General features: G+C 67.0%; 24 protein-coding genes. 12 read left to right on the top strand and 12 right to left on the bottom strand.

The window, feature by feature from the left end; genetic code table 11:
* The first annotated feature begins 66 nt into the window (after nt 1–66).
* The 9 genes from metH to CEX87_RS07045 all read left to right on the top strand — a co-directional run bounded on the left by metH (nt 67) and on the right by CEX87_RS07045 (nt 11,237).
* Nucleotides 67–3,816, top strand: coding sequence for a methionine synthase (gene metH / locus CEX87_RS07085; protein ID WP_094286543.1), 3,750 nt, complete (start codon nt 67–69; stop codon nt 3,814–3,816).
* A 12-nt stretch (nt 3,817–3,828) separates the two neighbouring features.
* Nucleotides 3,829–4,512: an HAD family hydrolase gene (locus CEX87_RS07080; RefSeq protein WP_094286595.1), complete on the top strand. Its 684-nt coding sequence runs from the start codon at nt 3,829–3,831 to the stop codon at nt 4,510–4,512.
* 54 nt (nt 4,513–4,566) lie between these two features.
* Nucleotides 4,567–6,024, top strand: coding sequence for a sugar porter family MFS transporter (locus CEX87_RS07075; protein WP_064393963.1), 1,458 nt, complete (start codon nt 4,567–4,569; stop codon nt 6,022–6,024).
* Nucleotides 6,021–7,556 carry an FAD-binding protein gene (locus tag CEX87_RS07070; protein WP_066808603.1) on the top strand — a complete coding sequence of 512 codons (1,536 nt, stop codon included), beginning with the start codon at nt 6,021–6,023 and terminating at the stop codon, nt 7,554–7,556. Before CEX87_RS07075 ends, CEX87_RS07070 begins: the two co-directional genes overlap by 4 nt.
* Before the next feature lie 40 nt (nt 7,557–7,596).
* A complete protein-coding gene (locus CEX87_RS07065; protein WP_064393961.1) occupies nt 7,597–7,878 on the top strand; it encodes a phosphoribosyl-ATP diphosphatase in 282 nt (93 codons plus the stop codon).
* Nucleotides 7,879–7,883: 5 nt separating this feature from the next.
* Complete coding sequence (gene hisG / locus CEX87_RS07060) at nt 7,884–8,729, top strand: ATP phosphoribosyltransferase (RefSeq protein WP_064393960.1); 846 nt, start codon at nt 7,884–7,886, stop codon at nt 8,727–8,729.
* A gap of 67 nt (nt 8,730–8,796) precedes the next feature.
* Nucleotides 8,797–9,279, top strand: coding sequence for a DUF4126 family protein (locus tag CEX87_RS07055; RefSeq protein WP_064393959.1), 483 nt, complete (start codon nt 8,797–8,799; stop codon nt 9,277–9,279).
* A gap of 10 nt (nt 9,280–9,289) precedes the next feature.
* On the top strand, nt 9,290–10,660 hold the full coding sequence (locus CEX87_RS07050; protein WP_064425629.1) for an FAD-containing oxidoreductase: 1,371 nt from the start codon (nt 9,290–9,292) through the stop codon (nt 10,658–10,660).
* Between the two features lie 25 nt (nt 10,661–10,685).
* Entirely contained in the window at nt 10,686–11,237 is a 552-nt protein-coding gene (locus tag CEX87_RS07045) for a nuclear transport factor 2 family protein (RefSeq protein ID WP_094286541.1), read from the top strand.
* A gap of 1 nt (nt 11,238) precedes the next feature.
* Here CEX87_RS07045 and CEX87_RS07040 read toward each other — a convergent pair whose 3' ends face one another.
* The 7 genes from CEX87_RS07040 to CEX87_RS07010 are packed head-to-tail and all read right to left on the bottom strand — an operon-like array spanning nt 11,239 to nt 15,288.
* The gene (locus CEX87_RS07040) at nt 11,239–11,871 is read right to left on the bottom strand and encodes a flavodoxin family protein (RefSeq protein ID WP_064425627.1); all 633 of its coding nucleotides are present in this window, start codon (nt 11,869–11,871) and stop codon (nt 11,239–11,241) included.
* A 6-nt stretch (nt 11,872–11,877) separates the two neighbouring features.
* The gene (locus tag CEX87_RS07035) at nt 11,878–12,372 is read right to left on the bottom strand and encodes an SRPBCC family protein (RefSeq protein ID WP_064425626.1); all 495 of its coding nucleotides are present in this window, start codon (nt 12,370–12,372) and stop codon (nt 11,878–11,880) included.
* Entirely contained in the window at nt 12,365–12,685 is a 321-nt protein-coding gene (locus CEX87_RS07030) for an ArsR/SmtB family transcription factor (RefSeq protein WP_064393954.1), read from the bottom strand. Before CEX87_RS07030 ends, CEX87_RS07035 begins: the two co-directional genes overlap by 8 nt.
* 46 nt (nt 12,686–12,731) lie before the next feature.
* Nucleotides 12,732–13,016 (bottom strand): YiaA/YiaB family inner membrane protein, encoded by a 285-nt coding sequence (locus CEX87_RS07025; protein ID WP_064393953.1) that lies wholly within the window; start codon nt 13,014–13,016, stop codon nt 12,732–12,734.
* Nucleotides 13,017–13,059: 43 nt separating this feature from the next.
* Nucleotides 13,060–13,575 (bottom strand): DinB family protein, encoded by a 516-nt coding sequence (locus CEX87_RS07020; protein ID WP_094286539.1) that lies wholly within the window; start codon nt 13,573–13,575, stop codon nt 13,060–13,062.
* Nucleotides 13,572–14,369: a thioesterase family protein gene (locus tag CEX87_RS07015; protein WP_094286537.1), complete on the bottom strand. Its 798-nt coding sequence runs from the start codon at nt 14,367–14,369 to the stop codon at nt 13,572–13,574. The genes CEX87_RS07020 and CEX87_RS07015 overlap by 4 nt, the downstream gene beginning before the upstream one ends.
* Before the next feature lie 31 nt (nt 14,370–14,400).
* Complete coding sequence (locus CEX87_RS07010; protein ID WP_094286535.1) at nt 14,401–15,288, bottom strand: RecB family exonuclease; 888 nt, start codon at nt 15,286–15,288, stop codon at nt 14,401–14,403.
* A 73-nt stretch (nt 15,289–15,361) separates the two neighbouring features.
* On the opposite strand from CEX87_RS07010, the gene CEX87_RS07005 reads away from it, so the two are divergent.
* Nucleotides 15,362–16,195 carry a tRNA (adenine-N1)-methyltransferase gene (locus tag CEX87_RS07005; protein ID WP_064425623.1) on the top strand — a complete coding sequence of 278 codons (834 nt, stop codon included), beginning with the start codon at nt 15,362–15,364 and terminating at the stop codon, nt 16,193–16,195.
* Between the two features lie 59 nt (nt 16,196–16,254).
* Here CEX87_RS07005 and CEX87_RS07000 read toward each other — a convergent pair whose 3' ends face one another.
* Genes CEX87_RS07000 through CEX87_RS06990 form a run of 3 tightly spaced genes read right to left on the bottom strand, consistent with a single transcriptional unit; the run spans nt 16,255 to nt 17,603 of the window.
* Entirely contained in the window at nt 16,255–16,551 is a 297-nt protein-coding gene (locus CEX87_RS07000) for a DUF503 domain-containing protein (RefSeq protein ID WP_064418281.1), read from the bottom strand.
* A 7-nt stretch (nt 16,552–16,558) separates the two neighbouring features.
* Nucleotides 16,559–17,104: a lipoprotein LppK gene (gene lppK, locus CEX87_RS06995; protein WP_068200001.1), complete on the bottom strand. Its 546-nt coding sequence runs from the start codon at nt 17,102–17,104 to the stop codon at nt 16,559–16,561.
* A gap of 7 nt (nt 17,105–17,111) precedes the next feature.
* Nucleotides 17,112–17,603: an MTB12 family secreted protein gene (locus tag CEX87_RS06990; RefSeq protein ID WP_064418279.1), complete on the bottom strand. Its 492-nt coding sequence runs from the start codon at nt 17,601–17,603 to the stop codon at nt 17,112–17,114.
* Between the two features lie 145 nt (nt 17,604–17,748).
* Here CEX87_RS06990 and arc point away from each other — a divergent pair, with 145 nt between their 5' ends.
* Together arc and CEX87_RS06980 are read left to right on the top strand one after the other, a co-directional pair.
* Nucleotides 17,749–19,590 (top strand): proteasome ATPase, encoded by a 1,842-nt coding sequence (gene arc, locus CEX87_RS06985; protein WP_064393945.1) that lies wholly within the window; start codon nt 17,749–17,751, stop codon nt 19,588–19,590.
* A gap of 105 nt (nt 19,591–19,695) precedes the next feature.
* Nucleotides 19,696–20,334: a hypothetical protein gene (locus CEX87_RS06980; RefSeq protein ID WP_068200143.1), complete on the top strand. Its 639-nt coding sequence runs from the start codon at nt 19,696–19,698 to the stop codon at nt 20,332–20,334.
* On the opposite strand, the gene CEX87_RS06975 is transcribed toward CEX87_RS06980, so the two are convergent.
* Nucleotides 20,304–21,464, bottom strand: a complete 1,161-nt coding sequence (locus tag CEX87_RS06975; protein WP_064418278.1) for a hypothetical protein — start codon at nt 21,462–21,464, stop codon at nt 20,304–20,306. The genes CEX87_RS06980 and CEX87_RS06975 overlap by 31 nt on opposite strands.
* A gap of 30 nt (nt 21,465–21,494) precedes the next feature.
* Complete coding sequence (locus tag CEX87_RS06970) at nt 21,495–22,412, bottom strand: hypothetical protein (protein ID WP_197506101.1); 918 nt, start codon at nt 22,410–22,412, stop codon at nt 21,495–21,497.
* Nucleotides 22,413–22,442: the final 30 nt, after the last annotated feature.

Raw genomic sequence — 22,442 nt, 5'->3', positions numbered from 1 at the left:
GGTTTTCACCGTTATCCGCCACGCTCGGCAGACTCAAGGACGCCTTCCCCTAGGGAAGGAGCGCGCATGACTGCCGTTGAGTCGAACACTCTCACGCCGAACATCCGCCCCGACTGCACCGACGAACTGACCGCGACACTGGGTCAGCGGATCATGGTGATCGACGGCGCGATGGGCACGGCGATCCAGCGGGACCGGCCCGACGAGGCCGGATACCGCGGCGAACGGTTCAAGGACTGGCCGAGCGACGTCCAGGGCAACAACGACCTGCTCAACCTGACCCAGCCGCAGATCATCGAGGCGATCCACCGCGAATACCTCGACGCCGGCGCCGACATCATCGAAACCAACACGTTCAACGCGAACGCGATCTCGCTCTCCGACTACGGCATGGAAGAGCTCAGCTACGAGGTGAACTACGCCGGTGCGGCGCTGGCGCGCAAGGCCTGCGACGAGGTCGGCACCGGTGACCGGCCCCGCTACGTCGCCGGAGCTCTGGGACCGACCACGCGGACCGCCTCGATCTCGCCGGACGTCAACGATCCCGGCGCCCGCAACATCACCTACGACCGGTTGGTCGACGCCTACCTCGAAGCCGCCAACGGCCTGGTCGACGGTGGTGCCGACATCATCCTGGTCGAGACGATCTTCGACACACTCAACGCCAAGGCCGCCGTGTTCGCGATCGAGACGCTGTTCGAGGAACGTGGCCGCCGCTGGCCCGTCGTCATCTCGGGCACCATCACCGATGCTTCCGGGCGGACGCTGTCCGGCCAGGTCACCGAGGCGTTCTGGAACTCGGTCCGGCACGCCAAGCCGCTCGCGATCGGCCTCAACTGTGCCCTCGGTGCACCGGAGATGAGGCCCTACATCGCCGAGATGTCGCGAATCGCGGACACGTTCGTCTCCTGCTACCCGAACGCCGGGCTGCCCAACGCGTTCGCCGAGTACGACGAAACCCCCGAGCGCCAGGCCGGCTACGTCGCCGACTTCGCCGAGGCGGGCTTCGTCAACCTGGTCGGCGGATGCTGTGGAACGACGCCCGCGCACATCGCCAAGATCGCCGAGGCCGTCGAGGGCAAGCCACCACGCCAGGTGCCCGAGATCCCCGTGGCCACCCGGCTGTCGGGCCTGGAACCGCTCAACATCGACGACGACACCCTGTTCGTCAACATCGGTGAGCGCACCAACATCACCGGCTCGGCCCGGTTCCGCAACCTCATCAAGGCCGAGGACTTCGACACCGCGCTGTCGGTGGCCCTGCAGCAGGTCGAGGTCGGTGCACAGGTCATCGACATCAACATGGACGAGGGCATGATCGACGGCGTCGCCGCGATGGACCGGTTCACCCGGCTGATCGCGTCCGAGCCCGACATCAGCCGCGTGCCGGTGATGATCGACTCCTCCAAATGGGAGGTCATCGAGGCCGGCCTGAAGAACGTGCAGGGCAAGCCGATCGTCAACTCGATCTCCCTGAAGGAGGGCGAGGAGAAGTTCATCCGCGAGGCGCGCTTGTGCCGTAAGTACGGCGCCGCCGTCGTCGTGATGGCCTTCGACGAGGAGGGGCAGGCCGACAACCTGGAGCGCCGCAAGGAGATCTGCGGTCGCGCCTACCGGGTCCTGACCGAAGAGGTCGGCTTCCCCGCCGAGGACATCATCTTCGACCCGAACTGCTTCGCGCTGGCCACCGGCATCGAGGAGCACGCGACCTACGGGATCGACTTCATCGAGGCGTGCGCCTGGATCAAGGAGAACCTGCCCGGGGTGCACCTGTCCGGCGGCATCTCGAACGTGTCGTTCTCCTTCCGCGGCAACAACCCGGTCCGCGAGGCGATCCACGCGGTGTTCCTCTTCCACGCCATCCAGGCGGGCCTGGACATGGGCATCGTCAACGCAGGCGCGCTGGTGCCCTACGACTCGATCGACGCCGAACTACGGGAGCGCATCGAGGACGTCGTGCTGAACCGTCGCGAGGATGCTGCCGAACGGCTGCTCGAGATCGCGGAGCGGTTCAACAGTAAAGGCAAGGGCGAAGACCCCCAAGCTGCGGAGTGGCGATCCTTGCCGGTTCGCGAGCGGATCACGCACGCGTTGGTCAAGGGCATCGACGCCCACGTCGAGGACGACACCGAGGAACTGCGGGTCGAGATCGCCGACGCGGGCGGGCGACCGATCGAGGTGATCGAGGGTCCGCTGATGGACGGTATGAACGTCGTCGGCGACCTGTTCGGCTCGGGCAAGATGTTTTTGCCCCAGGTCGTGAAGTCGGCCCGGGTGATGAAAAAGGCCGTCGCCTACCTGCTTCCGTTCATCGAGGCGGAGAAGGAGGAGGCCGGCACGACGGGTTCCAAAGACACCAACGGCACGATCGTGATGGCGACCGTCAAGGGCGACGTCCACGACATCGGCAAGAACATCGTCGGGGTTGTCCTGCAGTGCAACAACTTCGAAGTGATCGACCTCGGGGTGATGGTGCCCGCGCAGAAGATCCTGGACGCGGTGAAGGAGCACGACGCCGACATCGTCGGGCTGTCCGGCCTCATCACCCCGTCGTTGGACGAGATGTCCAACTTCGCCGTCGAGATGGAACGCGCAGGGCTGGAGATCCCGCTGCTCATCGGCGGCGCGACCACCTCGCGCGCGCACACTGCGGTGAAGATTTCGCCGCGCCGCAGCGGTCCGGTGGTCTGGGTCAAGGACGCGTCCCGCTCGGTTCCGGTGGCCGCCGCGCTGCTCGACGACAAACAGCGGCCCGGACTGCTGGAGGCCACCGAGAAGGACTACGCATCGCTGCGCGAACGGCACGCCCAGAAGAACGACCGGCCGATGCTGACGCTGGAGAAGGCCCGCGCGAACCGGACGCCGATCGACTGGGACGGCTACACGCCACCGGTGCCCGCTCAGGGGCTCGGCGTGCGCGAGTTCCTCGATTACGACCTCGCCGAACTGCGCGAGTACATCGACTGGCAGCCGTTCTTCAACGCCTGGGAGATGAAGGGCCGATTCCCCGACATCCTCAACAACCCGGCCACCGGGGAGGCGGCGCGCAAGCTCTACGACGACGCGCAGGAGATGCTCGACACGTCGATCAAGGAGAAATGGCTGACCGCGAACGGGGTGATCGGTTTCTTCCCGGCCAACGCCGTCGGTGACGACGTCGAGGTCTACACCGACGACACCCGCACCGAGGTGCTGACCACACTGCACAACCTGCGTCAGCAGGGCGAGCACCGCGAGGGCATCCCGAACCGGTCACTGGGTGACTTCGTTGCGCCGAAGAAAACGGGTCTGGCCGACTATGTCGGTGCGTTCGCCGTGACCGCCGGCCTGGGCAGCCAAGAGAAGATCATGGAGTTCAAGGCGGCGCTAGACGATTACAGCGCCATCCTGCTGGAGTCGGTCGCCGACCGGCTCGCCGAGGCGTTCGCCGAACGGATGCACCAACGGGTCCGCAAGGAGTTCTGGGGATACCAGCCCGACGAGCAGCTGGACAACGACGCGCTCATCGGCGAGAAATACGTGGGCATCCGTCCCGCGCCCGGTTATCCGGCATGCCCGGAGCACACCGAGAAGGCGACGCTGTTCAACCTGCTGGACGTCACGAAGCGCACCGGCATCGAGCTGACCGATTCGATGGCGATGTGGCCGGGGGCCGCGGTCAGCGGCTGGTACTTCTCGCACCCGCAGTCGCAGTACTTCGTCGTCGGCCGGGTGGCCCAGGACCAGGTCGCCGATTACGCCAAGCGCAAGGGTTGGACGCTGAAGGAGGCCGAGCGCTGGCTCGCGCCCAACCTCGGCTACAACCCGGAGGACTGAATGGAGGCGGTGCTGCGCGCCGTCCTCTTCGATATGGATGGCACCCTCGTCGATTCGGAAAAGCTGTGGGACGTCTCGTTGGGGGCGCTCTACGCCGAACTCGGGGGCGAGCTGACCCCACAGGTGCGCGAGGCGCTGGTCGGCGGCTCGGCCGAGGACACCATCCGGACCGTGTACACCGACCTCGGACTCGAGCAGGATCCGCGCGCGATGGCCGAATCGAACCGATGGCTGCACGACTACACCGCCGAGCTGTTCGACGGCGGCCTGGAGTGGTGTGACGGTGCCCAAGAATTACTCGATGAGCTTGCCGCAGAAGAAATCCCGATGGCGCTCGTTACCAACACTCTGCGCGCACTGACCGACAAGGCGCTGAACAGCATTGGTTCGCACTACTTTTCGGTGACCGTCTGCGGTGACGAGGTTGCCCGCGGCAAACCCGCACCCGACGTATACGAACGCGCGGCCACACTGCTGGGTTTCGATCCGGTGGCGTGTCTGGCGGTCGAAGACTCCGTCACCGGCTCGGCGGCCGCCGAACGTGCCGGATGCCCGGTGCTGGTGGTACCCAACGACGTAGCGGTACCCGAGGGGCCACGTCGACACCACGCTTCCTCGCTCGCCGGGTTGCGTGCCGCGGACCTCCACCAGGTCCATTCCGAACTGGTGACCAGGCCGGGAGAACGCACCGCCTGAGCACCGGTCTGTGATTGAATGTGACATCCATCACGCGCTGTGGAAAGGTCTCACATGACTCACGGACCCGCAGGTGACTCCTCGACGGCGGTGGATTACGAGGAATCCGAGCACAGCGGTCGCGTCGTTCTCATCGCGTCCGTCGCGGCGCTCGGCGGCCTGCTGTTCGGCTACGACAGCGCGGTCATCAACGGCGCGGTTGCGGCGGTCGAGGACCATTTCCAGATCAGCAAGGCGGTTACGGGCGTGGCCGTGGCGGCGGCCCTGATCGGCGCCGCGTTGGGTGCGCTGGTCGCCGGACGTCTCGCCGACAAGATCGGCCGGCTGTCGGTGATGAAGGTCGCCGCGCTGCTTTTCTTCATCAGCGCCTTCGGCACCGGCCTGGCCACAAACGTCTGGATGTTCACGATTTTTCGCATCGTGGGCGGTATCGGCGTCGGCGTGGCTTCGGTCATCGCACCGGCCTACATCGCCGAAACCTCGCCACCGCGGATCCGGGGCAGGTTGGGCTCGCTGCAACAGCTGGCCATCGTCTCCGGCATTTTCATCTCGCTGGCGATCGATGCGCTGCTGGCCCGCCTGGCCGGCGGATCGCGCGAGGAACTCTGGTTGGGGATGGCAGCCTGGCGCTGGATGTTCCTCGTGATGGCGGTACCCGCCGTGGTCTACGGCGTGCTGGCGTTCACGATCCCCGAATCACCGCGTTATCTCGTTGCCACATACCGGATTCCGGAGGCGCGGCGGGTGCTGACGAAGTTGCTGGGGGAGAAGAACCTCGAGCTGACGATCACGCGCATCAAGGAATCGCTGAAGTCGGAGAAGCCGCCGTCGTGGCGCGATCTGCGCAAGCCGACCGGAGGGCTCTACGGCATCGTCTGGGTGGGTGTGCTGCTGTCGGTGTTCCAGCAGTTCGTCGGCATCAACGTGATCTTCTACTACTCGAACGTGCTGTGGGAGGCCGTCGGGTTCGGGGAGCAGCAGGCGTTCCTGATCACCGTGATCACGTCGGTGACCAACATCGTCACCACGCTGATCGCGATCGCGCTGATCGACAAGGTCGGACGCAAGCCGTTGTTGTTGGTCGGGTCGACGGGTATGGCGATCACCCTCGGCACGATGGCGGTCATCTTCGGCACGGCGCCGGTGGTCGACGGCCAGCCGAGCCTGGAGGGCATCGCCGGTCCGATTGCACTGGTGGCCGCGAACCTGTTCGTGGTGTCGTTCGGCATGTCGTGGGGTCCGGTGGTCTGGGTGCTGCTCGGTGAGATGTTCCCGAACCGCATCCGCGGCGCCGCGCTGGGTCTGGCCGCCGCAGCGCAGTGGCTCGCCAACTGTGCGATCACCGCGTCGTTCCCCGCACTCGGTGACTTCTCGCTCGGCATCGCCTACGGCTTCTACGCGATCTGCGCGGTGCTGTCGTTGCTGTTCGTGTGGAAGTTCGTCGCCGAGACCAAGGGTAAACACCTCGAGGACATGGGCAACGAGGTCGCATCGCAGCAGGAAACCGTCTGAGCGGCATCGACGAGTCGGTCGACGTCGTCGTCGCCGGCTCTGCCGGGGCGCTGGCCGGAGCCTATACCGCTGCGCGGGAAGGACTCTCGGTCGCAATCGTGGAGGCGAGCGACCGGTTCGGCGGCACCTTCGCCTACTCCGGAGGCGGCGGCATGTGGTACCCGTGCAATGCGGTGCTCACCCGCGCCGGATGCGACGACACGATCTCCGACGCGCTGCGTTACTACCGCGAGGTTGTCGGCGACCGCACACCCGCGGCACTTCAGGAGACCTACGTCCGCGGCGGTGCCGCGCTGATCGACTACCTCGAACGCGACGAGCACTTCGCGTTCAAGATCCTGCCGTGGCCCGACTACTACAGTTCGGCGGCCGGGGCCCGCACCGACGGCATGCGCCACATCGTCTCCAAGGCGGTGCCCGACGAGCGCCTCGGCCGGTTCGCGGGCCTGGTTCGTGGGCCGCTGGACCATGAGCGCCTCGGGGCGCCGCAGCCCGATCTGCTCACCGGCGGGCGGGCGCTGGTCGGACGGTTTCTGTGGGCGATGGCCGACAACCCGGCGGTGACGGCGCATCTGTCCACGAGCCTGGTCGAGTTGGTCGTCGAGGGAGGTCGCATCGTCGGAGCGGTCGTGGAGCACGACGGCGAGCGACGCACGATCACGGCGCGGCGCGGCGTGCTGCTCGCCACGGGCGGTTTCGAACAGAACGCCGACATGCGGGCCGAATTCGGCGTCCCCGGAAGCGCTCGCGACACCATGGGCGCCCCGGCCAACACCGGACTGGCCCATCGGGCGGCGATCGCCGTCGGGGCCGACGTGGACCTGATGGACCAGGCGTGGTGGTCGCCGGGGCTGATCCATCCGGACGGCCGCGCCGCGTTCGCGCTGTGCTTCACCGGCGGCATCTTCGTCGACCGTTCCGGCCGCCGCTTCGCCAACGAGTCGGCGGCCTACGACCGGTTGGGGCGCGCGATCCTGCGCGCGATGCGCGACGGCACGGTCGGGTCGCGGTACTGGATGGTCTACGACAGCCGAACCGGCGAACAACCGCCCGTTATGGCCACCAACGTCTCCTTCTCGCCGACCGAACAGTACTTCGCCGAGGGTCTGTGGGTGCAGGCCGACACGCTGGCCGCACTCGCCGGTCAGATCGGCGTTCCGGCAACACAATTGGAAGACACCGTGCGCCGTTTCAACGAGTTCGCGGCGCGGGGTGTCGACGAGGACTTCGGTCGCGGCCGCGAATCGTTCGACCGGGCCTTCACCGGCGGCGCGTCGCCGCTGGTGCCGATCGATACCCCGCCCTACCGCGCGGCGGCCTTCGGCATATCCGACCTCGGCACCAAGGGCGGGCTGCGCACCGACACCGACGCCCGCGTCCTGGACACCTCCGACCGGCCCATCGCGGGTCTGTATGCGGCGGGGAACACGATGGCGGCCGTCTCGGGGGAGACCTACCCCGGTGGAGGAAACCCGATCGGGGCGTCGCTGTTGTTCAGCCACCGCGCCGCACTGCACATGGCGCGTACGTGACCGGGGTCGGGCAAACCGGCGTGACCCGACGGGTGCGAGCGTGACACAATCGCGTGCCGTGAAGACCTTCGACGCCCTGTTCGCGGAGCTCAGCGAACGCGCCCGGACCCGCCCCGCCGGTAGCGGCACCGTCGCCGCACTGGACGGCGGCGTGCACGGGATCGGCAAGAAGATCCTCGAGGAAGCCGGCGAGGTGTGGCTGGCGGCCGAACACGAGAGCGATGACGCGCTCACCGAAGAGATCAGCCAGCTCCTGTACTGGACACAGGTGCTGATGATCGCTCGCGGACTCACCCTCGACGACGTCTACCGGAAGCTGTGAATCGCATGCTTCGCGTCGCCGTCCCCAACAAGGGCACACTCTCCGAACCCGCCAGCGAGGTCCTGTCCGAAGCCGGCTACCGGCGCCGCACCGACCAAAAAGACCTGACGGTCATCGACCCGGCCAACAACGTCGAGTTCTTCTTCCTGCGCCCCAAAGACATTGCGATCTATGTCGGCTCGGGGCAACTCGACTTCGGGATTACCGGCCGCGATCTGGCCGCCGAATCGGATGCGCCGGTGCGGGAGCGGTTGGCGCTGGGCTTCGGCTCGTCGTCGTTCCGGTATGCGGCCCCGGCCGGGCGCGATTGGCGGGTCGAGGATCTCGCGGGAAAGCGGATCGCGACCGCGTTCCCGAACCTGGTGCGAAAAGACCTGGCCGCGCACGGCATCGAGGCGACGGTGATCCGGCTGGACGGCGCGGTGGAGATCTCCGTGCAGCTCGGCGTCGCCGACGCGATCGCCGATGTGGTGGGCTCCGGACGAACACTGGGACTGCACAATCTGGTGCCGTTCGGCGATTCCCTGTGTGACTCCGAGGCGGTGCTGATCGAGCGGGACGGCGCGCCGGACAGCCCCACCGGCGCCCAACTGGTGGCCCGTGTGCAGGGCGTGGTTCGCGGCCAGCAGTACCTGATGCTCGATTACGATTGCCCGCGCAGCGTTCTCGACCGTGCGGTCGCGGTGACCCCCGGCCTGGAGTCGCCGACAATCGCTCCGCTCGCCGACCCGGCGTGGGCGGCGGTGCGCGCTCTGGTGCCCCGCCGCGACGTCAACAAGATCATGGACGAACTCGCCGCCATCGGTGCCAAGGCGATACTGGCTTCTGACATCCGATTCTGTCGCCTGTGATTCAGCGCGAACCCTTCCGGCCTGCGTGTTAGCGTCCGGAGGTCCATAACGCCGGCCGGAGGTCGCCATGACACAGGTCCTGATTCTGGTACTCGCACTGTTGATCGGCGTCATCGCCGGCCTACGCGCACTGACCGCACCGGCGGTGGTGTCCTGGGGCGCACTGCTGGGGTGGATCGACGTGGACGGGAAATGGTCGGAGTGGATGGCACATCCGATCACCGTCACCGTGTTGACCATCTTTCTGCTCGTCGAGTTGGTCACCGATCAGCTGCCGAAAACCCCCAGCCGTAAGACGGCTCCCCAGTTCATCACGCGCCTGATCATGGGCGCCTTCGCCGGCGCGGTGATCGGCAGTGCGTACTTTCACACGTTCAGTGCGCTCGGCGCGGGTGTCATCGGCGCGGTGCTCGGCACGATGGGCGGCGCGGCGGCACGTCAGCGGTTCGCCGACCTGCGCAACGGCCAGGACCGCCCTGGCGCGATCCTCGAAGACATCGTCGCCGTGGGTGGCGGCTTCCTGATCGTGTTCCTGGTCAGCCTGGTGTGAACGGCCCGCCGTGACAGAACGATTCGACGCGATCATCGTCGGTGCGGGGCAGGCCGGGCCACCGTTGGCGGGCCGGCTCACGCAGGCGGGGCAGAAGGTCGCGGTCATCGAACGCAAACTCGTCGGCGGGACATGCGTGAACTACGGATGTATCCCGACCAAGACCCTGGTCGCCAGCGCGCACGCCGCCCATCTGGCCCGCCGCGGTGCCGAATACGGTGTCAGCACAGGCGATATCGGCGTCGATATGACAAAGGTCAAGGCGCGCAAGGACAAGATCGTGCTCGATGACCGCGACGGCGTCGAGTCCTGGCTCGAAGGCATGGACGGATGCACGTTCATCCGCGGCCACGCACGCTTCTCCGATCCGCACACGATCCGCGTCGACAACCGAGTGCTGCACGCGGACCAGATCTTCCTCAACGTCGGCGGTCGCGCCGTCGCACCCGACATGCCCGGGCTCGCCGACATCGACTACCTGACCAACGTCGGCATTCTCGAACTCAATACGGTGCCCGAACATCTCGTCATCATCGGCGGCAGCTACATCGCACTGGAGTTCGCGCAGATGTACCGCCGCTTCGGAGCCGGGGTCACCGTGATCGAGAAGGGGCCGCGGCTGACATCACGTGAGGATGAGGACGTTTCGGCCGCGGTCAAAGACATCCTGGAGGCCGAGGGCATCGATATCGCCCTCGACGCCGACGCGATCCGATTCACCAAGACCGACAGCGGTTTCGAGGTCATCCCGAGCGACGGTGCGGCACCCATCGCAGGTACTCATCTGCTCATCGCGGTCGGGCGCACCCCCAACACCGACGACCTGGGGCTCGAGAACGCCGGGGTCGAAACCGACGCCCGCGGTTACATCGCCGTCGACGATCGATTGCGCACCAACGTCGAACACATCTGGGCCATGGGCGACTGCAACGGTAAGGGGGCGTTCACGCACACGTCGTACAACGACTTCGAGATCGTCGCGGCGAACCTGCTCGACGGCGACCCGCGCCGGGTCAGCGACCGCATCACGACGTATGCGCTTTACATCGACCCTCCGCTGGGGCGCGCCGGTCTGACCGAGGCGCAGGTGCGCGAGTCGGGTCGAAAAGCGTTGGTCGGCAAGCGTCCGATGACGCGGGTCGGCCGCGCGGTGGAAAAAGGGGAGACGCAAGGCTTCATGAAGGTGGTCGTCGACGCCGAGACCGAGCAGATTTTGGGTGCGGCGATCCTCGGCGTCGGCGGTGACGAGGTTATCCACTCGATACTCGACATCATGACCGCTGGGGTTCCCTACACTGCGATCTCGCGCACGATGCACATCCATCCGACCGTCAGCGAGTTGGTGCCTACGATGCTGCAGGAGATGACGCCGCTGACCTAGGCGGACTATCGAATATCGTCGACGCATGCCCGCCGCGCTGCCGAATCTCGATGCACTGATCGCCAAGGACGAGATCCGCGATCTCGTCCTTAACTACTGTCGCGCGATGGATCGCGGCGACGTCGCACTGGCTGAATCTCTGTACGAGAAAGGCGCCCACGACGAGCACGGCTTCAACGCGACGAACACCGCCGAGGAGTTCATCGACTCGATCGGAGACTTACTCGGCGGACTGGCGACGCTTCAGCACAACGTCACGAATCACCTCATCCGGATCACCGGACCCGATACCGCCGAAGGGGAGGCCTACGTGGTCGCCTACCACCGCGCCGAGCGTGCTGGTGTCGGGTATGTGCTGATCACCGGCGGCCGTTATCTCGACCGCTACTCAAAGCGGGAGGATCGGTGGAAGTTCGCCCACCGCAAATGCGTGGCCGACTGGACACACGAGTTCTCGTCGCCTCTCGCGAGCGATGTCAAGAACCCGGTGTCAGGCAACCTTGCCCAGGGGCGCATGGACGCGCAGGACCCCTCATACGAGTTCTTTACCGCGTTCCCGCGCGGGGAACGGGCATAGCCTACGACGCCGCAGGCGATGGCGCCGCTGCCGTGACCGAGCGGCCGACGATGAATTGCCGTGTCACCAAAGCGAACCGGTGACCGAGGTGACGGTGGGTGGCTACATCGGCGGCGTGGACCCCGTCGGGGTCAGCGTCGACGTCGGTCTGCGCGCCGGCGCCGAGAAAGAAGCCGAGCCGGTTGAGGTCGTTCTCGCTCGCCTTCGAATGGTTCCAGCCCGGAGGCAGACCGAGGCTGACCCAGTGCATGTGGTGCTGCGCTGCGAACACCGCCAGCGACACCAACGTGTTCAACTTGTCGCCGCTTTTACCGCCGGAATTGGTGAACCCGGCCGCGACCTTGTCGCGCCACGCGCCGGTGAAACAACGCCGCCCGGTCGACTCGGCGAAGCCCTGGAACGCCGCGGACACGTTGCCCATATAGGTCGCGCTCCCGAACACGATGCCGTCGGCCGAATCCAGAACGTCCCAGTCGGCGTCGGTCATCCGGTCGACGGCAACGGTTGCCACGACCGCGCCCGCGTCGCGCGCTCCCGCGGCCACGGCTTCGGCGAGTGTCGCGGTGTGCCCGAAACCCGAGTGGTAGGCAACCGCGACGGCAGGTGCGGCGATGTCAGATCCGTTGTGCGTCATGTCAACTCATCCTGTCTGCGTGCTGTTGATCTCTGCGCGCCTGCGCAGCCAGTCCGGTAGCGGTGCGTGTTCCAGGTATGCCTGCAGCCGATCCAGGTAGGCGTGGGTTCCGCCGAGGAACCCGCCGGCGTTGCGCACGCCTAATCCCCGATGGGTGAACTTCAGCAGGGTGCCGGTGCCGTCGGGAGTCAGTTCGTAGCGCACGGTGCTGTCCTCGACGATGGGCTGACGCCACTCGTGCTCGAGGACGTGCGGCGGATCCCACACCAGAATGCGCCCGGTCATGCGCATCCGGTCCGGAGGTAGCGGCGGTCCGATGGGCACCATCTCGATCGTCCCGCCTTGCCGCGGTTCGATCGTCGTCGCGCCGAACCACTCTCGGCGTTCGGCGGGGTCGGCGATCGCGTTCCAGACCGCCTCGATCGGATAGGGCAGTCGGCGTTCGAACGTCAGGACGGCGCGCTCGCCGTCGATGGTCAACCGGCCGTTGCGGTCAGTCATCGCCGCTCCCGTGCTTTGCTTCCAGATGACGCTCCAGTGCGGCGAGGTGGTCGGTCCAGATGCGGCGGTAACGCGCGATCCAATCGTCGATCGCCATCAGTCCGTCGGCGCGAAGCGCATAGATGCGGCGCTGCGCGTCGGGCCGCACCTCCACCAGGCCGACTTCCCGCAGCACCCGCAGATGCCGGGACACCGTCGGCTGGGTCAGTCCAGGCAGACTCGCGACCAGTTCACCCGCGGTGCGTTCACCGTCGACGAGCTGGTCGAGCAGTGCGCGACGACTCGGCTCGGCGACCGCTTCGAAGACGTCCATGCGGCTAGCATTACATTCTATCTATATAGACGCAAGGACATATTGCTCAGCTCGCGCTGAAGGGGTTGTGTTCGGCGATCAGTTTCTCGAGCCGGGCCTCATCAAGCCTCACCCGGATGGTGGCGGCTTCCTGTTGGTCGCGGATCACCTTGGCCAGGGTGAACGAACTGGTGACCAGAAACAGCGCCGTCATGCCCAGGAACAGCCGCTGCCAGGAGTCCAGGGGAAGGAACAAGATCCCGCCGACCAGTCCGAGCAGGCTGACGCCGAAAGCGATTGCGGCTTGCAGGAAGTAGGCGGCGGTGGTCCGCGAGGTGGTAGGTGTGTCCATGCCGCCAGCCTGCAGGCGCAGCCGACGGCGGGGGTAGGTAGAACTACCCGACCTTCGACCTGTGTGCCGCGCGTATCAGGCGCAACTGGCCGATCTCGGCGGTGTTCTTGGTCAATTCGACGTTCACCCACAGCGCGGTGCGCGCGACGGTGTGGCCCGAGTCCTCGCCCCACGGGTACGCCGAGGGGGCGTTCGGGTCGACGCCGGTCAACACCTCTCGCCAGCGGTCGGCGAGGTGACGCAGGCGGGCGACGGCGGCGGCGCCCTCACCCGGCCAGGTGACGACGCCGGGCTCCCGCGGTGCTTCGCCGGTCAGATGATCGATCGCGCTCGACCACCACCAGTCGACGTGCCACGTGAGCCACGCGATCGTCGGCGCCGGGATGGGCTGGGGTTCCGTGGCGGACCAGTCCGCACGCCACACACCGTCCGCATCCGGCCGTACCGTCCACGTCACCTCGGCGGGCTCCCAGAGGAAGTCGTCATCGGTGAGGGCGGCCAAGTGCAGGTCGGCCAGCGCCCACACGAGTTCGAACTGCCACTGGAGGTCGACGGTCACGGGCGGCGTTGCACCAGCAGGGTCTGCGCCGAGGTGCCGATGAAGCCCTGCCGATCGAAGAGTTCGGCCGTGGTCACCCCGATGCCGTCGGGGCCGATCGAGCCACGGGCACGAACCGCGAAGTCGCTACCTGTTGGCAGGCGGTGCAGATGCACGGCGGTGTCGGTGTTCATGAACACGAACGACTCCGGGTCCAACGCCGCACCTGCACCGTTGGCGCTGTCCACGACCATCGCGAGCCGCTGTAGCGCGGTTGTCGGCTCCGAATCAACAAGCGCGACAAGCGGACTCATCCACACCACGTGTCCGGTCTCGCCGGTCTCGGGTTGGCGCCGCCAGCTCACCGTCTCCAGGTAGCCTTTCGCGCCGACCCAGCCGTGGGGCACCTCCACGGCGGTGCCCTCGATGAGTGGGGGATAGCGGTCGGTGGCCGCGTCGGCGGTGTCGCTGGTCGCCAACAACCATGCCGTCACGCGGGCCACCGCCCGCCGTGTGCCGTCGGGCCGGGTGTGGAGCATCTCGGCGGCCATCAGCGATATTCGCGCGCCCGGGCGTTCCACCCAAGCCCGGACCCGCAGCTGTTCGACGGGAATCGCCCCCAGGATGTCCAGAGTCAAGCGCCCGATGCGCAGTCCCGAGTCGCCGGCCAGCTCCTCGATGTGCTTGGTCATCAGCGCCAACGGCGGTGAGCCGTGCTGGATTTCGGGATTCCAGTTGCTGCGGGTGCCGTCTGTGGACTCGAAGACCTCGAATTCGTTGTCGGTACCGATTCGGCGGTAATGGCAATCGATCACGCCTCGGCTCCCGCTCGTTCCGGCCCTCGGCTCACGCCGCAGGCTCCGCCGTTCGCAGCACGATGTCCTCGGCGGTCGGCGAACCTTCATCGGGTGCCTCGGGCCAACCCGGGTACGGCGGCGGGGTGCCGCCGAACACCGGGCAGTGCGCGTGGTGGGCGCACCAGTCGCACATCGCCGAGGGCTTCGGGCGGAAATCACCGGTGGCTCCGGCGTCCTGGATGGCTCGCCAGATGGCGGTCAGCGTCTTCTCGAACCGCATCAGCTCGTCGAGGTCCGGGGTGTAGTCGAGGATCTGACCGTCGGCCAGGTACAGCAGCCGCAGCCGCGCAGGCAGCACGCCACGCGAACGCAGCAGCGCCACCGCGTAGAACTTCATCTGGAACATGGCCTTGAACTCCGCGAGCGCGCGCGCCTCGGGCGGCGCCTTGCCGGTCTTGTAGTCGACCACCCGCAGCTCACCGGTGGAGGCGACGTCGATGCGATCGACGAAGCCGCGCAGTAGCGTCCCGTCCGCCAGTTCGACCTCGACGCGCTGCTCACAACTGTCCGGGTCGAAGCGGGTGGGATCCTCGAGCCGGTAGTAGCCGGCCAGCAGGTCGCGCGCCTCCCTCAGCAGCGTGGCCCGCACCTCGGGGGCGAACTCGTCGGCGACGTCCGGGCGTTCGGCGACCACGCGGTCCCAGGCCGGCTCGACAAGCGTCATCGCGGTTTCCGGACGGCGCTGGGCCGCCGGCAGCGCGTACAGCTGCTCGAGCGCCGCGTGCACCACCGAACCGCGGACCTGGGCGACCGAGGACGGTTCGGGCAGCCGATCGATCGCGCGGAAGCGGTACAGCAGCGGGCACTGCTTGAAGTCGGCGGCCCGCGAGGGCGACAGCGCCGGGCGCCGCAGCTTCTGCGCGCCCTGCTCGTTCATAACGCCAGCCTAAGACCGCTGTCCGACAACCCCGGTACCCACGACGGCGCGTCTACTGGCAGGCTGAACGACTGTGCCAAGGACCGGTCCGTTCGCCGTCGGCGATCGGGTGCAGCTCACCGACGCCAAGGGTCGTCACTACACGATGGTGTTGACGCCCGGCGGGGAGTTCCACACCCATCGCGGCGTCATCGCCCTCGACTCTGTGATCGGGCTGCCTGAGGGCAGCGTGGTCAAGTCCACCAACGGCGACCAGTTCCTCGTGCTGCGGCCGCTGCTGGTCGACTACGTGATGTCGATGCCGCGCGGCGCCCAGGTCGTCTACCCCAAGGACGCCGCGCAGATCGTGCACGAGGGCGACATCTTCCCCGGCGCCCGGGTGTTGGAGGCCGGTGCCGGCTCCGGCGCGCTGACGTGCTCGCTGCTGCGGGCCGTCGGCCCCGAGGGGCGGGTGATCTCCTACGAGGTCCGCGAGGACCACGCTCACCACGCCGAGCGCAATGTCGCGACCTTTTTCGGCGAGGCGCCGGCGAATTGGGAGCTGGTGATCGCCGACCTGACCACCTACAGCGGTCCGGAGGTCGACCGCGTCGTCCTCGACATGCTCGCTCCATGGGAGGTATTGGGCACGGTCGCCGACGCGCTGGTCGCCGGAGGCGTGCTGATGGTCTACGTCGCGACCGTCACGCAGTTGTCGCGAGTGGTGGAGGCGCTGCGCGAGCAGCAGTGCTGGACCGAGCCTCGGGCCTGGGAGAGCATGCAACGCAACTGGCACGTCGTCGGTCTGGCGGTGCGCCCGCAACACACGATGCGCGGCCACACGGCGTTTTTGGTCTGCGCGCGCAAGCTGGCGCCGGGCGCGGTGGCGCCGATGCCGCTGCGGCGTAAACGGCAACTCGGCACCTGACCTTGACGGGTTTATTGCACGCACGAGGTGAGGGCGATCAACCAGTTAGGCCGCGATGGTCAGTCGTCGGTGCTGCGCCGCAGGCCGCGCCGCGCCGACAGCAGCTCGAACTCCGGGCGCGCGGCCACCAGACGTTCGGCGGCGTCGAGTACCTCGACGACATGCCCACGGTCGGCGGCCACCAGAGCCACCCCGACGTTGGCCCGCCGGTGCAGTTCCTGGGCGCCGGTTTCGGCGGCCGAGACGGCGAATCGGCGATGCAGTTCGGCGATCACCGGCCGGATCGCCGAGCGCTTCTGCTTGAGCGAGCGCACGTCGCCGAGCAGCAGGTCGAATTCGAGCCAACCGATCCACATCGGCGGCTCACGGCGTCGGTGTCGGCGTTGGGGCCGGACCGAGCTGCAACAGCGCATCGGTCGTCGAACGGGTCAGCTGCCAATGGTTGTCGGCGAAGCGGAACTGCATCGGGAACGTGAACTCGCCCGCCGCCGGGTTGGCGGTCCGCACGGTGACGATCGCCTGAACGACACCGTCGGCGCCGTCGGACCACATCAGATCTTTCGCCTCGAAAGTCGCCGGTGCGTAGCCGCCGTCGCGCAGCGCGACGGCGAACTTGTCCATCGTTTCACCGTCGGCCGCGGTGGCGTCCTCGATCAGGTGGAGCTTCTCGGCTCCGGGAACATTGGCGTCGGCGATGCGCGCCAGCACGTCGGTGAGCGCCTCGGGAGGCGGCAGGGGTGCGCTCGTCGCCCCCGGGTCCGGCGGCTGCACCGTCGGCGACGTGGCGACCGGCGGCTCGGTCGCCGCGGGGGATTCGGTTACCGGTTCGTCGGCGCCACATCCGCAAAGCCCGAGCGCCGCCGCTAACGCGACGGCGCTCAGGACTGCGAAACGGTCGGTGCGGCGCACCGGACTCCTAGCCGACGGCGGACAGCAGCGCCATCAGCGACTGCTTGGCCATCTGCCAGCCGGTCGGGCTCGGGCCGGGCACGAACTGGATGTTCTGGCTGGCCGTGCCGCCGGTGGCGGCGGTCGCGGTGACATCGGCCGACACGACGGGGCCGTTCTGGTCGATGTTGGCCACCGAGAAGCTCAACGGGAACTTGCCTTCGGCGGCCGCCTCACGAAGCTTGGTGTCGGCAACGCGGCTCTCGATGCGCCCGATGCCACCCTGGATGTACGGCGCTTTGCTAGCGGCCGTGCCGGACGTGCCGAGCGCCTGCAGCGTCTGCAGAAGCGCGCCTTCGAGTTCGGGAGCCGGGGCCTGCGGCATCGGGATGTCCCAAACGACCGGGGTGACGGTCGGTGCGGCGGCTACGTTGGAGGATGCAATGGACGTCACACCTGCCGCAGCACCGCCGACAACAGCAACCGCTGCGACGCCGGTAACGAGGGCTTTCAGGGTCACGATTTTCCTTTCGATCGGACCAACACATCAGAGAGGTTAACAGTGGTGCAGGTGTGTCGAATTGCTACACCGCACACAAAGGCTGAATCGCCGGTAGCTTTGAAGTTGTTACTGCACCAACTTTCGGTGCGGGGAGGGGCGCAATATGAGTGAATCAGACCGTTCTGACGCTTTCGCAGAGGGTTTTGACGCCCGAGGATCCGGCCTGTCCAGTGAGGACGCGGCCGAGCTCGAGGAGCTCCGCCGGGAGGCTGCCGTCTTGCGAGAGCAGTTGGAGAACGCGGTCGGGCCCCAGAGTGGGTTGCGCAGCGCCCGAGATGTTCATCAGCTCGAGGCGCGCATCGACTCCCTCGCCGCCCGCAACACCAAGCTGATGGAGACCCTCAAGGAGGCCCGTCAGCAGCTGCTCGCGTTGCGCGAGGAGGTCGACCGCCTGGGCCAGCCGCCGAGCGGATACGGAGTGCTGCTCGGCGTCCAGGACGACGACACCGTCGACGTGTTCACGTCCGGGCGCAAGATGCGGCTGACGTGCTCGCCGAACATCGACACCAAGTTGCTCAAGCAGGGCCAGACCGTCCGCCTCAACGAGGCCCTGACGGTCGTGGAGGCCGGCAACTTCGAGGCGGTCGGCGAGATCAGCACACTGCGCGAGATTCTGTCCGACGGGCACCGCGCGCTGGTGGTCGGGCATGCCGATGAGGAGCGCATCGTCTGGCTCGCCGAGCCCCTGGTTGCGGCCGAGGACCTGCCGGAGCGCTACGACGACGACCTGAACGACGACAGCCGTCCCCGCAAGCTGCGCCCGGGGGACTCGCTGCTGGTCGACACCAAGGCCGGATACGCGTTCGAGCGCATCCCCAAGGCCGAGGTCGAGGACCTCGTGCTCGAAGAGGTGCCCGACGTCAGCTACAACGACATCGGCGGCCTGGGCCGCCAGATCGAGCAGATCCGCGACGCCGTCGAACTGCCGTTCCTGCACAAGGAGCTGTACCGGGAGTACTCGCTGCGCCCGCCCAAGGGTGTGCTGCTCTACGGTCCGCCCGGCTGCGGTAAGACGCTGATCGCCAAGGCGGTGGCCAACTCGCTGGCCAAGAAGATGGCCGAGGTGCGTGGTGACGACGCCCGCGAGGCGAAGAGCTACTTCCTCAACATCAAGGGCCCAGAGCTGCTGAACAAGTTCGTCGGTGAGACCGAGCGTCACATCCGGTTGATCTTCCAGCGCGCGCGGGAGAAGGCCTCCGAGGGCACCCCGGTGATCGTGTTCTTTGACGAGATGGACTCGATCTTCCGTACCCGCGGCACCGGTGTGAGCTCAGATGTGGAGACGACGGTTGTGCCGCAGCTGCTTTCGGAGATCGACGGCGTCGAGGGGCTGGAGAACGTCATCGTCATCGGCGCCTCCAACCGCGAGGACATGATCGATCCGGCGATCCTGCGGCCCGGCCGCCTGGACGTCAAGATCAAGATCGAGCGTCCGGATGCCGAAGCGGCCCAAGACATCTTCAGCAAGTACCTCACCGAAGAGCTGCCGGTCAACGAGGACGACCTCGCGGAGTTCGACGGCGACCGCTCGCTGACGATCAAGGCGATGATCGAGAAGGTCGTCGACCGGATGTACGCCGAGATCGACGACAACCGCTTCCTCGAGGTGACGTACGCCAACGGTGACAAAGAGGTCATGTACTTCAAGGACTTCAACTCCGGTGCGATGATCCAAAACGTCGTCGATCGGGCCAAGAAGTACGCCATCAAGTCGGTGCTGGAGACCGGCAGCAAGGGTCTGCGGATCCAGCATCTGCTGGACTCGATCGTCGACGAGTTCGCCGAGAACGAAGATCTGCCCAACACCACCAATCCCGATGACTGGGCACGGATCTCAGGCAAGAAGGGCGAGCGGATCGTCTACATCCGCACGTTGGTCACCGGCAAGAGCTCGTCGGCCAGCCGGGCGATCGACACCGAGTCCAACCTGGGTCAGTACCTGTAGCTCACCTCACCTTTTCGGCCGCGAGCGGGCGTGTTTGTACACGGCGCGCCGCAGTTGTGCAGCAATTCGCGCACGCTCGCGCGCGCCGAGGGATACCGTCGCGTCATGTCTGCGGACGAACTGTCGGTCACGGACGGTGTTTTCGGCAAGCGGTACGGCGAAGTGCTGCTCGTCAGGTCCACACCGTCGGGTGCCGAAGCCACGGTGTACAACTCGTTTCCGCTCAACGACTGCCCGGCCGACCTGTGGAACGCGCTCGACGCGCAGGCGATCGCCCAAGAGAACGGCGCTGTGGCCACACTGCTCAACGGGCCGCGGTACTGGCTGATGAGCAGCATCGGCAAGAAGGGCCGGGAGACATTGGAGCGCAAGAGCTTCGGTGGCATCGAGATGCTGCGCCAAGCCACCGTCAAGCTCGCGTCGATGAATCCGGCCCCGTATCAGCTGAACCGGGTGGACCGGAAGGCGGTCTTCACCTTCGATGCGGGCCGCGAGATCTACGAACTCGTCGACCCGGACGGCAGGCAGTGGGTCATGCAGACGTTCAGCCAGACGGTCGACCCGTCGCTCACGCTGAGCGACCTTCCCGGCCTCGCCGCCAGGCTGTCGCTGCCCGATGGCTGGTCCTATCGGGCGCGCACCCCGACATCGCCGCTCGTGGTCGACACCGCCACCGAGGACGCCTGCGTGACGCAGGACGATCTCGCCAACAGTTACTCGTTGGTGGCCTCCATCGCGCGGTAGGCGTCGCGGCCGGCCAGGCTGACCGCGACGTCGGCGATCAGCGGGTCGAAGAAGCGCTCGCGGTACAACGGGTCCACGCTGGTGCTGACCGTGAAGTACAACCCCGACAACACGGCGACGAAAAGCGATACGTGCACGATGGTCTGCGGCACCGGCACGTTGACGCCGAACCACGTTCCCGGGCAGGGCGGTTCACCGACCGGACAGGACTGCTCCGAGGCCCACAGCACCGCGACATCGTCAGGGACGGCGACGATGCCGAGCGCGAGGAAGAATATGAACAGTCCGGTCGTGAAAAACACCACCTGGATCGTCTGGGAAAACACCATCACCGCAACGACATTGACCTGTTCGGCCAGCGAAAGCGGCGTGCGTTCCAGGCGCGTGCGGGGCGCGACGGCCAGCGGTGTGCCCTCGAGCAGCGTGGCCGGGTCGTTTTGTTCGGCGCGATCTTCACGCAGCGCCCGAACTTCGTCGCGAATCGTGGTGACCACGAAGATCAGCGCGACCAGGGCCAGGAAACCGATTGTCTGCCAGAGCCGTTGGCGTGGCATCCGGGCGGCCAGCTGCCACAGCTCACCGGTGAAGTACACGACGACGGTGAGCATCAGCAGCGGCAGCGCCCGGCTCATCAGTGTTCCGAGCGCGCCGAGTTGCACCCAGGCGAACCGCAGCGCCCACAACGCGATCGCGCCGATACCGAGATAGGTGAGCCAGATCGTGACCACGGCGACGACCGCGAACCCCACCGCCTCGACAGCCGCGATGCCCGAAAAACCGCTGTCGGCGAACGGAAGTCCCAGCACGAACACCGCCATCACCACCAACGCCGCCGACCGTCGGCCGGCCTCGCTGTGCGCGGTGCCGATGCGGTGCAGGAGATGTAACACGAACGGAGCCGCCACCAACAGCGCAGTCAGCACTCCCAACCGGATCGCATAGCCGATGTCAGGATCATCGCCGGTGAGATCGGCCAGCAACATCGTCAGCGAAATCACCGCTCCGACACCGCTGACTGTCGGGGCCGAACGTTCGATCAGCGCCCCGGAGCGAACCCGTCGCGTGAGAACAAGCGGCAGACCGCGATGCAGGAACCAGTTGTGCACCCGACGCATGTCCGACACGGGCATATTGTGCGCGAGATTCGCTCCGGCAGGCGCTCACCGCGCCGGAACGGCGGCCCGGTAGCGGTTGCGGGCGGTCAGCGTGAGCCACAGATCGTCGAGCAGAGGGGCGATGAACCGGTCGTGATAGGCGTCGTCGCCCACCGCGCGGGCGCTGACGTACATGAACGTCAACGCTCCCAGGAACAAAGTCACCTGGATCAGCGCATCCGGAACCGGGATCGTCATGCCGAGGATTTGCCCGTCGCTGGAACCGTTGCGCGTCCATGCCGCGAGCAGCTCGGGCGAGAGCAGGATCAGGCCCAACACCAGGAACAACAGTGCGGTGACCGTGGCCACCACCAGGATGTGGGCCAATTGCGACACCGCGAGCACGAAATACACGTTCCACCGCTCGGGCCGGCTCAGCGGCTTCACCCGCGCAGGATCGGGCATGTCGGCGAACGGGGTACCGTCCAGCTTTGCGGCGTGACCCGGGTCCGGATCGGGGTCGTTGACCATGGGGCGCAACCGGTCCACGATCACCGACGCGACGAACGCCGCCGCGATCGCGGTGAGGAACGACAGCGCCAGCCAGAGCCGGGTGCGCGAGATCGTCGCCGCCATCAGCCACACCGGCGAGTTGAAGAACACCAGGAACGTCAGCAGCAGCACGGGCAGCGCGCGCAGCAGCAGTGAGCCCGCCGCGCTCAGATGCGCGAGAGTCACCCGGGCGGCCCAACCCAATATCGAGCCGACGCCCAACGCGGTGAGCGCCAGGATCGCCGCGATGGCCACCGCCACCCACACCAGGTTCCTCGGCAGGTACGGGCTCGGGCCGCCGAACACACCGCCCAGCACCGCGACGGCGACAGCGACCGCCGCGGCCGCGAGGCGACCCCGCTGGAGAGGGATGCGCGACACCCACCACCGCGCCGCATCGATGGGTGCGGGATCGACCGGATCGGATGGCACGGTCGCAGGCTACTTTCCGCCGTCACCTAG

Origin of the sequence: Mycobacterium lehmannii (assembly GCF_002245535.1) — a bacterium.
In the GTDB taxonomy this organism is placed as follows: Bacteria; Actinomycetota; Actinomycetes; order Mycobacteriales; family Mycobacteriaceae; genus Mycobacterium; species Mycobacterium lehmannii.
Note: the sequence above shows the minus strand (reverse complement) of the source record. Positions and strands in the feature narration are given on the sequence as shown.